At 72.4% G+C, this 11,436-nt stretch carries 9 protein-coding genes and 1 pseudogene; 8 read left to right on the forward strand and 2 right to left on the reverse strand.

Annotated elements, in window-relative coordinates; genetic code table 11:
• Positions 1–135 precede the first annotated feature (135 nt).
• From KME78_RS67705 to KME78_RS54915, 3 genes and pseudogenes are all read left to right on the forward strand, one after another.
• A complete protein-coding gene (locus KME78_RS67705; RefSeq protein ID WP_219538025.1) occupies positions 136–1,680 on the forward strand; it encodes a GMC family oxidoreductase in 1,545 nt (514 codons plus the stop codon).
• Positions 1,592–3,144 (forward strand): annotated as a pseudogene (locus KME78_RS54910) (aldehyde dehydrogenase family protein). Before KME78_RS67705 ends, KME78_RS54910 begins: the two are co-directional and overlap by 89 nt.
• Positions 3,141–4,304 (forward strand): M20 family metallopeptidase, encoded by a 1,164-nt coding sequence (locus tag KME78_RS54915; RefSeq protein WP_219538026.1) that lies wholly within the window; start codon positions 3,141–3,143, stop codon positions 4,302–4,304. Before KME78_RS54910 ends, KME78_RS54915 begins: the two are co-directional and overlap by 4 nt.
• A gap of 189 nt (positions 4,305–4,493) precedes the next feature.
• Here KME78_RS54915 and KME78_RS54920 read toward each other — a convergent pair whose 3' ends face one another.
• Both KME78_RS54920 and paaZ read right to left on the reverse strand, forming a co-directional pair.
• The gene (locus tag KME78_RS54920; RefSeq protein WP_219538027.1) at positions 4,494–5,411 is read right to left on the reverse strand and encodes an enoyl-CoA hydratase/isomerase family protein; all 918 of its coding nucleotides are present in this window, start codon (positions 5,409–5,411) and stop codon (positions 4,494–4,496) included.
• A 1-nt stretch (position 5,412) separates the two neighbouring features.
• Positions 5,413–7,464 carry a phenylacetic acid degradation bifunctional protein PaaZ gene (paaZ, locus tag KME78_RS54925; RefSeq protein WP_219538028.1) on the reverse strand — a complete coding sequence of 684 codons (2,052 nt, stop codon included), beginning with the start codon at positions 7,462–7,464 and terminating at the stop codon, positions 5,413–5,415.
• A gap of 102 nt (positions 7,465–7,566) precedes the next feature.
• On the opposite strand from paaZ, the gene paaA reads away from it, so the two are divergent.
• The 5 genes from paaA to paaE are packed head-to-tail and all read left to right on the forward strand — an operon-like array spanning position 7,567 to position 11,427.
• Positions 7,567–8,562 carry a 1,2-phenylacetyl-CoA epoxidase subunit PaaA gene (gene paaA, locus KME78_RS54930; protein WP_219538029.1) on the forward strand — a complete coding sequence of 332 codons (996 nt, stop codon included), beginning with the start codon at positions 7,567–7,569 and terminating at the stop codon, positions 8,560–8,562.
• Complete coding sequence (paaB, locus tag KME78_RS54935) at positions 8,559–8,852, forward strand: 1,2-phenylacetyl-CoA epoxidase subunit PaaB (protein ID WP_219538030.1); 294 nt, start codon at positions 8,559–8,561, stop codon at positions 8,850–8,852. The genes paaA and paaB overlap by 4 nt, the downstream gene beginning before the upstream one ends.
• 28 nt (positions 8,853–8,880) lie before the next feature.
• Positions 8,881–9,786, forward strand: a complete 906-nt coding sequence (paaC, locus tag KME78_RS54940; RefSeq protein ID WP_219538031.1) for a 1,2-phenylacetyl-CoA epoxidase subunit PaaC — start codon at positions 8,881–8,883, stop codon at positions 9,784–9,786.
• Positions 9,783–10,334 (forward strand): 1,2-phenylacetyl-CoA epoxidase subunit PaaD, encoded by a 552-nt coding sequence (paaD, locus tag KME78_RS54945; protein WP_308127501.1) that lies wholly within the window; start codon positions 9,783–9,785, stop codon positions 10,332–10,334. Before paaC ends, paaD begins: the two co-directional genes overlap by 4 nt.
• A gap of 1 nt (position 10,335) precedes the next feature.
• Entirely contained in the window at positions 10,336–11,427 is a 1,092-nt protein-coding gene (gene paaE, locus KME78_RS54950; RefSeq protein ID WP_219538032.1) for a 1,2-phenylacetyl-CoA epoxidase subunit PaaE, read from the forward strand.
• The last annotated feature ends 9 nt before the right edge of the window (positions 11,428–11,436 follow it).

Raw genomic sequence — 11,436 nt, forward strand, 5'->3', positions numbered from 1 at the left:
CAACGAGGCACCATCCGTTCAGAAAAAAATGAACTTTCACTATTGACTGAACTTCCTGCTGAAGGCAGTCTACCGGCTAACAGTGGCCCGGACCTGTCCGGAGCCGCTCCCTGAGCCGAACGCAGGAGGTTCGCCGTGACAGGCACGGGCTGGGACATCATCGTCGTGGGTGCGGGTTCCGCAGGCGCGGCGCTCGCGGCCCGCTCCGCCGAGCGGGGGAGGCGCGTCCTGCTTCTGGAGGCCGGACCCGACTACCGTTCAGCGCGGATGCACGAGGCGTGGCGGTCGCCGAACCCCGTGCGCGCGCTGCTGGACCCTAGCGCAACCGAGGGCCTGGTCTGGGCGGGCGTTCACTCCTCCCGGACCGACAAGCAGCCGCAGGGCCCGTACTGGCGGGGCCGGGGTGTGGGCGGCAGTTCGTCGATCAACGGGCAGATCGCGATCCGTCCGCCGATGGAGGACTTCGACGACTGGGCCGCGGCGGGCTGCGCCGGCTGGTCGTGGCAGGACGTACTGCCCTACTTCGCGAAGCTGGAGGACGACGAGGAGTTCGGGGACGAGCCGTACCACGGCAAGGGTGGTCCGACCCCGATCTTCCGTATGCCGCGCGAACAGTGGGGCGGTGTGGACGCCGCCCTGTGCGCCGGGGCGCTCGCCGCCGGCCACTCCTGGGCTCCCGACGTGAACGCGCCGCAGGCGAGCGGGGTCTCGCCGTACCCGATCAACTCGCGCGCCGGGCGCCGGGTCACGGTCAACGACGGCTACCTCGAACCGGCCCGGTCGCTGCCCGGCCTCACCGTACGCGGCGAGGCGCTGGTGGACCGGGTCGTCTTCTCCGGTGACCGCGCCGTCGGCGTCCGGGTCATCGTGGACGGTACGGCGACGACCGAGTACGCGGACGAGATCGTGCTCAGCGCGGGCGTGATCCACTCCCCCGCGATCTTGATGCGGTCGGGGGTGGGCCCGGCGGCCGACCTGCGCCGGCTGGGGATCACGGTACGGCGCGAGCTCCCGGTCGGCCTCGGCATGCAGGACCATCCGATGGTCGTCGTCGAGCTGCCGCTGACCGCGGAGGCCGCCATCAAGACGGCCGACGACCGCCACACCAATGTCTGCGTCCGCTACACCAGCGGGCCCGGGGGTCTCCCCCACGACATGATGTACGTCTCGCTGAACCAGAACGTGCTGTCCATGGAGGCCGCCGACACGCGGTTCCCGGCGGGCGGCCTGGGCGTGTGGCTGAACCAGAACCACTCGCGCGGCGTACTGACGCTCACCTCGGCCGACCCGGAGGCCCAGCCCGAGGTCAGGGAGCGGATGCTGTCGGACGCCCGCGACCTGGAGCGGCTGCGCGAGGGGGTGCGCGCCCTGGTCGAGCTGGCGCGCGGCCCCGAGGTCGCCTCGATCGTCGCCGGCTCGATCGAGGTGAGCAACAGCCGGTTGTTCGCGGTGCTGGACGACGACGCCGAACTCGACGACCACCTCCTCGCCACCGCGGTGGACGCCCAGCACGGCACCAGCACCTGCCGGATGGGCGCGGTCGTCGACCCGTCCTGCCGTGTTTTCGGGGTCGAGGGCCTGCGCGTGGTCGATGCGTCGATCTTCCCGTCCGTACCGAGGGCCAACACCAACCTGGCATCGATCATGGTCGGCGAGCTCATGGCCGACCGTCTCGGCTGAGCCGACCCCGGCGAAGGAGCACCATTCCGTGAAGACCCTGCAGAACCTGATCGGCGGCATCTGGGAGGACTCCCGTGGTGACGCCTTCCACGAGGTGATCAATCCGGCGACCGAAGAGGTCGTCGCCCGCTGCCCCAGCGGCTCACCGCAGGACGCCCGCCAGGCCGTGGACGCGGCCGTCCTGGCCCAGCCGGCCTGGGCGGCGCTGCCGGTCGCCGAACGCGTGGCGCTCCTGTCCCGGTGGGCGGACACGATCACCGAGCACGCCGACGAGCTGGCGGAGCTCGAATGCCGCGAGATGGGCAAGCCCGTCGCCCTCGGCCGGACCTTCATCGCCGGCGCGGCGCAGGGGTTCAAGGCGGCCGTGGCCGAGGCCCTGGACTACCGCTTCGAGGAGACCATCACCGGGAGCGGCACCACGATCCTGCGCCGGCCGCTCGGCGCCACGGCGGTCATCGTGCCGTGGAACTTCCCGGTGCCCATGGCGCTGGGAGCGCTCGGCCCGCTGCTGGCCGCGGGCAACACCGTCGTGCTCAAGCCGTCCGAACGCTCGCCGATGTCGGCGGTGCGACTGCTGGAGCTGATGGACCTTCCGGCCGGCGTGGTGAACCTCGTTCTCGGCGACTCCCGGGCCGGTGCGCCGCTGGTCGCCGACGAACGGATCGGGCTCGTGCACTTCACCGGCTCCGTCGAGGCCGGACGCCGGGTCGGCGCGGAGAGCGGCGCCCTGCTGCACCGGTCGATCCTCGAACTCGGCGGCAAGGACCCCGTGGTCGTCGACGCGGGCGTCGACCCGGTCGCCACCGCCGCCGCGGTCGCGTTCGGCGCGTTCGTCAACACGGGCCAGATCTGCACGTCGATGGAACGGATCTACGTGCACCGCGAGATCGCCGAGGAGTTCGTCGACGCCCTCGTGGACGTCGCCGACACCTTCCCCTCGGAGACGGGCACGACGCGAACACGGTGCTGGGCCCGCTGGTCGACCGGCGTCAGCGCGACATCGTGGCCCGGCACGTCGACGACGCCGTCGAGCGCGGCGCGACCGTCCGCACGGGCGGAACCGTGCCCGAGGGCAAGGGCTTCTTCTACCCCGCCACCGTGCTCACCGGCGTGAACGACTCCATGCTGGTCATGACCGAGGAGACCTTCGGCCCGCTCGCCCCGGTCGCCGTCGTCTCCTCCTTCGAGGAGGGCCTGGAGAAAGCGGCCGGAACGCGTTTCGGCCTCGCCGCCACTGTGTACACCAACGACCCCGCGCACATGGTCGCGGCGCGCGCCATCCCCGCCGGCGTGGTGTGGGTGAACCAGTGGCAGGGCGGCGGGCCCGAGCGACTGTACGAGCCGGCCGGCGAGAGCGGCATGGGCGCGACCGGGTCCCGGGCGGCTTACGACGCGGCCACCCGCCCCGTCTCAATCCACGTCACCCCGGCCGCCCCGGCCGCTCCGGCCGCTCTGCGCGCGTGACGCCCGCGGCCCAGGGCGCCAAGCGGCAGGCCGCCGACGCCGTCGGGGCCTGGGAGAGCCGCTTGATCGACCTGTCCCACCGCATCCACGCCCACCCCGAGCTCGCCTTCGAGGAGACGCTGGCGAGCACGTGGGTGGCGGACGCGCTGAGCGCAGCCGGTTTCGACGTCCGGCACGGCTGCTACGACCTGCCCACGGCCGTACGCGCGACGGTGGGCACCGGTCCGCTGCACATCGGCATCTGCGCCGAGTACGACGCCCTGCCCGACATCGGGCATGCCTGCGGGCACAACGTCATCGCCGCCGCCGCGGTCGGCGCGGGAGCCGCGCTGGCCGGGCTGGCCGACGATCTCGGGCTGACCGTGACCGTCCTCGGCACCCCGGCGGAGGAAGGCGGCGGTGGCAAGATCCTCATGCTGGAACGCGGCGCGTTCGAGGGCCTCGACGCCGCCATGATGGTCCACCCCGCCGCCGTCGAGATGGCGGCGATGCCCGGCTCGGCGGTCGCCCAGTTCGAGGTCTCCTACCGAGGGAAGCCGGCCCATGCCGGCGCGTACCCTGAGCTCGGCGTCAACGCCGCCGACGCGATGACCGTCGCGCAGGTGGCGATCGGGCTGCTGCGCCAGCAGACGGGCGCCGATGACCGGGTCCACGGCATCGTCACCCAGGCCGGTACGGCCGCGAACGTGATCCCCGACGCGAGCCACGGCCGGTGGATCGTCCGATCCTCCACTGTGGAGGCATTGGCCGAGCTCAAGCCGCGCGTACGGCGCTGCTTCGAGGCCGGGGCGGTGGCCACCGGGTGCGACCTGATGGTCACTCCGCCGGCCCCCGACTACGCCGACCTGCGGCCCGACGCGGTCATGCTGGGCCTGTACCGGGCCAACGCGGAGGCGCTCGGGCGGGTCTTTCCGGATCTGCCCGGCGGTCCTCCGGCCGGCGCGGCCACCGATATGGGCAATGTCTCCCACGTCGTGCCCAGCATCCATCCCATGCTGGGGCTCGACTGCCTGCCTGCGGTCAACCATCAGCCGGAGTTCACCGCGGCCTGCGCCACCCCGGCCGCCGACAGGGCGGTGCTCGACGGCGCCACGGCCATGGCATGGACCATCATCGACCTCGCCCGCGCCTCATCGGCACAGCGGGCGGCCCACGGCTGAGCCCCCGCCAGGCCGTTCAGAGAGGAGTCGACCGTTCGGGGAGCGGCCGTTCGGAGGAGCGGGGGTTCGGGGAGGTCGGCCGTTCAGAGAGGTCGGCCGTTCGGGGAGCGGGCCTTCAGGGAAGTGGCGGTGTTCGCCCCGGTCATCTTGCAGGTGGCCGGGGCGATGACCGTACTGAAGGGCGGGAGTTCAGCGCCCTTCGAAGACGGGCCGCTGTTTGGTGAGGAACGCCTCGACCGCTCCGGCGTGGTCGGCGGTGCGGCCCAGGCGGGCCTGGGCGCGGGCCTCGGCCGCGAGCACCGTGCCAAGGTCCTGGTCCCAGGCTTGTGCGATCAGCCGCTTGGACTCGGCGTAGGCGGCGGTCGGCCCGGCCGCGAGCCGGGCCGCGAGCTCGCGGCCCGCCGTACGGACATCCGCGCGGGGGACCACGCGTCCCGAGATTCCCCACGCGACCGCCTGCTGAGCGCTGAAGGACTCGCCGAGCAGGACGAGTTCCTTGGCCCGGGCCTCACCGACCGCCCGCGCGAGCGTCGTGGACAGCCCGGAGTCGCACGTCAGCCCGATCGCGGTGAACGCCGTGGCGAGAACGGCCTCCTCGGCCAGGACCCGCAGGTCGCAGGCCAGCACGAGGGCCAGCCCGGCGCCGACGCACGTGCCGTTGACGGCCGCGACGACCGGCTTGCCCATCGTTGCCACGAGCCGGATGATCGGCGCGTAGTCCTCCTCGACGGTGTCGAACGCGTGGCCGGCGTCGGTACGGAGCGCGGCCGCGTGCTCGGCGAGGTCCTGACCGACGCAGAAGGCGTTCCCCGCGCCGGTCAGCAGCACCGCACGGACGGCGGCATCGGACGCGACCTCCTCAAGCGTCCGGCGCAACGCCGTCTTGAGAGCGGCGTCGAGCGCGTTGCGGCGATCCGGACGGTTGAGCGTCAGTACGGCCACAGCCCCGTCACGTTCGAGGACGACCGGGGCAGCGGACGCGGTCGGGGCGACGGCCGCAATCGAGGCGGCGGGCGCAGTCGACGCGCCGGACGTGGTCGACACACCCGGAGAAGCCGACGCACCGGAAGCGGCCGACACACCAGGAGTGGTCGAGGAGGCGTCCATGTCAGGCCTCCTGGGCGGGCGTCGCCGGCCAGGTCTTGGCCACGAGGGTCAGCACGTCGTAGGTGGCGACCGCCTGGCCGTCCTGGTTGGTCACGACCGCGTCCCAGCGGACCTCGCCATAGTCCGCCCCGGACCGCGGCGTGATCTGCTTGACGGTCAGCGTCACGTCGATGGCGTCGCCGGCCTTGACCGGGGTGAGGAAGCGTAGCCCGTCCACCCCGAAGTTCGCCAGGACCGGTCCGGGCGCGGGGTCGACGAAGAGCCCGGCGGCCAGGGACACCACGAGGTAGCCGTGGGCGACGATGCCGCCGAACAGCGGGTTCCGCGCGGCGGCCGCGGCGTCGGTGTGCGCGTAGAAGGTGTCTCCGGTGAACTCGGCGAAGTGCTCGATGTCCGCGAGCGACACCGTCCGTGGCGCGGAGCCGATCGTGTCGCCCACGCGCAGCTCCGCCAGCGACTTGCGGAAGGGGTGAACGCCGGAGTCGGCACGCGCGGCTCCCGTCGTCCAGCGTCCGGTGATCGCGGTGAGCTGGTCCGGGGAGGCCTGGACGGCGGTGCGCTGCATGTGGTGCAGGACCCCGCGGACGCCGCCGAGCTCCTCCCCGCCGCCGGCCCGCCCGGGGCCGCCGTGGACGAGGACGGGCAGCGGCGAGCCGTGCCCGGTGGACTCCTTGGCGTCGTCTCGGTCCAGGACGAGGACCCGGCCGTGCCACGGCGCCAGCCCGAGCACGACGGACCGCGCGACCTGCGGGTCATGGGTGACGACGGAGGCGACGAGGCTACCCCTGCCCCGGGCGGCGAGGGCGACGGCCTCCTCGACGCCGTCATAGGTGAGCACGGTGCTCACCGGCCCGAACGGCTCCACGTCGTGCGGCTCGGTGGCGCCGGAACGGCCGCGCAGCACGAGCGGGGTCATGAACGCGCCGCGCTCGGGGTCGCCGTCCAGCAAGGACGAGCCGGGGACGCCGTAGACCACCTCGGCGCTCGCTCTCAGCGCCTCGACGCCCTTGCGTACCTCGTCGCGCTGACCGAGGCCGGCGAGCGGGCCCATCCGCACGTCGGGGTTGCGCGGGTCGCCGACGGTCACCTTGGCCAGGCGGGCGGCGAGCGCCTCGATCACCTGGCCGGCCATCGTCTCAGGTACGAGCACCCGGCGGATGGCCGTGCACTTCTGTCCTGCCTTGACCGTCATCTCGGTGACGACGCCCTTGACGAACAGGTCGAACTCCGGATCGTCCGGCCGTACGTCGGGCCCGAGGATCGAGCAGTTGAGGGAGTCGGCCTCGACACCGAGCAGGACGCCGCCGTCGAGCACGTTCAGGTGGCGGCGCAGGATGCCCGCGGTGTGCGCGGAGCCGGTGAAGGCGACGGAGTCCTGCACCGTCAGCTCGTCGAGCAGCCCGCCCGCGCCGCCGGCCACGAGCTGGAGCACTCCCTCGGGCAGGATTCCCGACTCGATGATCTGGCGGACGGCGAGTTCGGTGAGGTAGGCGGTCTGGCTCGCGGGCTTGACGATCGACGGGAGCCCGGCGAGGAAGGCCGGGGCCAGCTTCTCCAGCATGCCCCAGACCGGGAAGTTGAAGGCGTTGATCTGCACCGCGACACCCGGCCGGGAGGTGTAAAGGTGCTGGCCGACGAAGGTGCCGCCCCTGCCCAGCCGCTCGAGGCCGCCGTCGAGGACGACCGTGTCGTTCGGCAGCTCGCGGACCCCCTTGCTCGCGTAGCTGAACAGGGTGCCGATGCCGCCGTCGACGTCGATCATCGTGTCCCGTGAGGTGGCGCCGGTCCGTACGGACAGTGCGTGAAGCTCCTCCTTGCGCTCGGACAGGTGCTTGGCCAGCGCCTTGAGCAGGGCCGCCCGCTCGTGGAAGGTCAGGGAGCGCAGCGCGGGCCCGCCGGTGTCGCGGGCGTGCCGGACCATCGCGGCGACGTCCAGGCCCCGGCTCGAGATGCGCGCGACCTCCTCGCCCGTAGCGGCGTCGAGCAGGGGTTCCCCGTCGTCCGCCGCCCGGAACCAGCCTCCGGCGGCGTAGCTCTCCAGGATCGCGCTCACCTTGTCTCCTCCCTGGGGGACCTCTTGCGCAGGAGCCCCGACCCGTGCAACCGTATTACTGACCGAGTGATAAGTAAATAAGACCGATGCTCTGGAGGGAAGATGACAGCTGAGGCGGAGGAGCGGCTGCTGGCCGGGTTCGAGGCGACGATCGCGCGCAACGACCGGATCGAGCCGCGGGACTGGATGCCGGACGCCTACCGCCGGACGCTCGTACGCCAGATCGCCCAGCACGCGCACTCCGAGATCATCGGCATGCAGCCCGAGGGCGAATGGATCGGACGCGCCCCGTCCCTGCGCCGCAAGGCGATCCTCCTGGCCAAGGTGCAGGACGAGGCCGGGCACGGCCTCTACCTGTACTCGGCGTGCGAGACCCTCGGCGTCTCCCGCGCCGAGCTGACCGGCCTGCTGCTCGCCGGCCGGCAGAAGTACTCCTCGATCTTCAACTACCCCACGCTGTCCTACGCCGACGTCGGCACGATCGGCTGGCTGGTCGACGGAGCCGCGATCTGCAACCAGGTGCCTCTCTGCCGCACCTCCTACGGACCGTACGGCCGCGCCATGATCCGCATCTGCAAGGAGGAGTCCTTCCACCAGCGCCAGGGGTACGAGCTGCTCATGACGATGATGCGCGGCACCGACGCCCAGCGGGCCATGGTCCAGGAGTCGGTCGACCGGTTCTGGTGGCCGTCGCTGATGATGTTCGGCCCACCGGACGCCGAGTCCACCAACAGCGCGCGGTCGATGGCGTGGGGCGTCAAGCGCAACTCCAACGACGAGCTGCGCCAGCGGTTCGTGGACATGACGGTCCCGCAGGCCGACGCGCTCGGGGTGACACTGCCCGACCCCGACCTGCGCTGGAACGACGAGCGCGGGCACCACGACTTCGGCGAGCCGGACTGGGAAGAACTCGCCGCGGTCATCCGCGGGGACGGTCCGTGCAACGCCCAGCGGATGCGCCACCGCCGCGCCGCCCATGAGGACGGCGCCTGGGTACGCGAGGCGGCGTCGGCGTTCGCGAGCCGATCCGCCGGGGCAGCCGCGAGCCACTCCGCTGAGGCGAGCGCGACCCTGTCCGCCGAGGCGGGTGCCCGATGAGCGCCGACCGGCGGGAGTGGCCGCTCTATGAGGTGTTCGTCCGCGGCAAGCGCGGGCTCAACCACGTCCACGTCGGGTCGCTGCACGCCCCGGACGACGCGATGGCCGTAAGGCACGCGCGCGACGTCTACACGCGGCGCAACGAGGGCGTGAGCATCTGGGTCGTACGAGCCGACGCCATCACGGCCTCCAGCCCGGACGAGAAGGACCCGCTGTTCGCGCCGAACGGCGACAAGGTCTACCGGCACCCGACGTTCTACGACATTCCCGACAACGTCCCTCACATGTGAGCACCACACGATCGGAACACCCATCACCATGAGCGACGAACACGGCAGCATCTACGACGGCCTGCTCGGCGGCGACTCCTCCCAGTGGGCGTTCGGCACCGATTTCGAGGACCCGCTGGCCGGCGTCGACACGACGGTGCCCGACGGCGTCGACCACACCGAACTCGCCGAATACTGCCTCATGCTCGGCGACGACGCCCTGATCATGTCGCAGCGCCTGACGGAGTGGTGCAGCCGCGCGCCGGACCTCGAAGAGGACATCGCGCTGGCGAACATCGCCCTCGACCTGCTCGGGCAGGCGCGCCTGCTGCTGGCGCGGGCGGCCGCCGCCGACGCCGGTCTCCTGCCCGCCCTCCCCGAGGGCTCGCCGGTGCCGGCGGAGGACGCGCTGGCGTTCTTCCGTGACGCCGGGCAGTTCCGCAACGTGCGCCTGGCCGAGGTCGCGAACGGCGACTTCGGGCACGTGGTCGTCCGCCTGCTGCTGTTCGCGGTGGCCCGCCTCGCGCTGCTGGAGCGGCTCCGCGCGAGCGGCGACACGGTGCTGGCCGCGGTGGCGGCCAAGGGCGTCAAGGAGGTCACCTATCACCGGGACTGGGCGGCCCGCTGGTTCCTCACCCTGGCGCAGGGCACGGAGGAGTCGCGCCGCAGGCTCGTCACCGCACTCGACGCCCTGTGGCCGCTCCAGCCCGAACTGGTCGCCACGGACCCCGTCGAGCTCTCGCTCGCGCGCGCCGGCGTCGGCGTCGACCCCGCCACCATGCGTGATGAGGTGGACGCCGTCCTCGACCAGGTATTCGCCGTGAGCGGCGTCACCCGCCCGGACCGCCCACCCCTGGTGGGCGGCGGACGGACGGGCACGCACACCGAGGACTTCGCCGGCCTGCTCGCCGAGATGCAGGTGGTCGCCCGCGCACACCCGAGCGGGCGCTGGTGAACGCCGCCGAGCCGGCCGGGGCCGAGCGGGCGCCGGCGAGGGTCCGGGAGCGGGCCGCCGAGGTCGCTGCGCAGGTACGCGACCCCGAGATGCCGATGCTCACCCTCGCCGACCTCGGCGTCCTGCGCGGTGTCCACGTGACGCGGACAGCGGACGGCCACGAGGTCGTCATCGCCTCGATCACCCCGACCTACACCGGCTGCCCGGCCATGGCCACCATGCGCGACGACCTCGTCCACCGCCTGAACGACGCGGGCTTCCCCCACGTCGAGGTACGCGTCGTGCTCGACCCGCCATGGTCGAGCGACTGGATCTCCGAACGCGGCCGGGCCGCCCTGCGTGAGGCCGGCCTGTCGGCGCCCGGCCCGGCCCGCCGGACGTCCGGGCCCATCGCGCTCACGCTCGGACCGGCGCGGTCCGCCCCGGCCTGTCCGCGCTGCGGTTCGACGGCCACCCGGCTGACCTCCGAATTCGGCGCCACCGCCTGCAAGGCCCTCTACACCTGTACCGACTGCCTTGAGCCGTTCGAGCATGTCAAGGAGATATGAGATGACCACGCTCGCGCCCGGACCGGCGCCGACCCGGGCGTCCGCCACCTTCCGACCGCTGACCGTGGCGGCGGTGGACCACCTGTGCGAGGACGCCGCGGCGATCACGTTCGCCGTGCCCGACGAACTGCGCGAGGCGTACGCCTTCCAGGCGGGGCAGTCGCTCACCCTTCGCCGCGTCGTGGACGGGCGGGAGCACCGGCGGTCCTACTCGATCTGCGCACCGGCCGGCGCCGCGCCGCGCATCGGGGTCCGCGAGATACCGGGCGGGCTCTTCTCCTCCTGGCTGGTCCGCGAGGTGGTGCCGGGGACACGGATCGACGTACAGACTCCGACCGGCTCCTGGCGGGCCGACCCGGCGCGGGGAGAGCGGCACCTGTGCATCGCCGCCGGGTCGGGCATCACCCCGATGCTGTCGGTCGCCTCGACGGTGCTGGCCCACCCCGGCGCCCAGGTGTCGCTCCTGTACGGCAACCGTACGAGCCGTACCGTGATGTTCACCGAGGAACTCGGCGACCTGAAGAACCGCTACGGTGCCCGGTTCCAGCAGGTCCACGTCCTTTCGCGGGAGCCACGCGAGGTGGAGTTGTTCTCGGGCCGGCTCGACGGCGACCGGTTGCGCCGGCTGCTCACCGAGCTGGTGCCGGTCGAGGTGTTCGATCATGTCTGGCTCTGCGGACCGCTGCGCATGATCCAGGACGCGCGGGCGGTGCTCACCGACCTCGGCGTCCCCGCGCGGAACGTCCACGTCGAGCTCTTCTACGTCGACGCGCCCCCACCGCGACCGCGACGGGACAACGAGCTGCCGAGCGGCGCGACCAGCGTACTGACAACGGTGCTCGACGGGCTGCGGGCGACGTCGACCGTCTCCCGGGAGACGACCCTCCTCGACGGCGCCCAGGCCACGCGCGCCGACCTGCCGTTCGCGTGCAAGGGCGGCGTCTGCGGGACGTGCCGGGCCGTCGTCCGCGAGGGCGCGGTCGACATGCGCCGCAACTACGCCCTCGAACCGTCCGAGGTGGACGCCGGGTTCGTGCTCACCTGCCAGACGTTCCCGGTCGGCGAGAGCGTCACCGTCGACTACGACGCCTGACCTTGTTCC

Origin of the sequence: Nonomuraea guangzhouensis, assembly GCF_019396345.1 — a bacterium.
Classification (GTDB): Bacteria; Actinomycetota; Actinomycetes; order Streptosporangiales; family Streptosporangiaceae; genus Nonomuraea; species Nonomuraea guangzhouensis.

Excerpts from the sequence above, each read along its gene's own strand:
- KME78_RS54920 (WP_219538027.1), bottom strand. The coding sequence starts at position 5,411 with ATGGACGCCTCCTCGACCACTCCTGGTGTGTCGGCCGCTTCCGGTGCG.
- paaA (WP_219538029.1), top strand. The coding sequence starts at position 7,567 with ATGACAGCTGAGGCGGAGGAGCGGCTGCTGGCCGGGTTCGAGGCGACG.
- paaB (WP_219538030.1), top strand. The coding sequence starts at position 8,559 with ATGAGCGCCGACCGGCGGGAGTGGCCGCTCTATGAGGTGTTCGTCCGC.
- paaC (WP_219538031.1), top strand. The coding sequence starts at position 8,881 with ATGAGCGACGAACACGGCAGCATCTACGACGGCCTGCTCGGCGGCGAC.
- paaE (WP_219538032.1), top strand. The coding sequence starts at position 10,336 with ATGACCACGCTCGCGCCCGGACCGGCGCCGACCCGGGCGTCCGCCACC.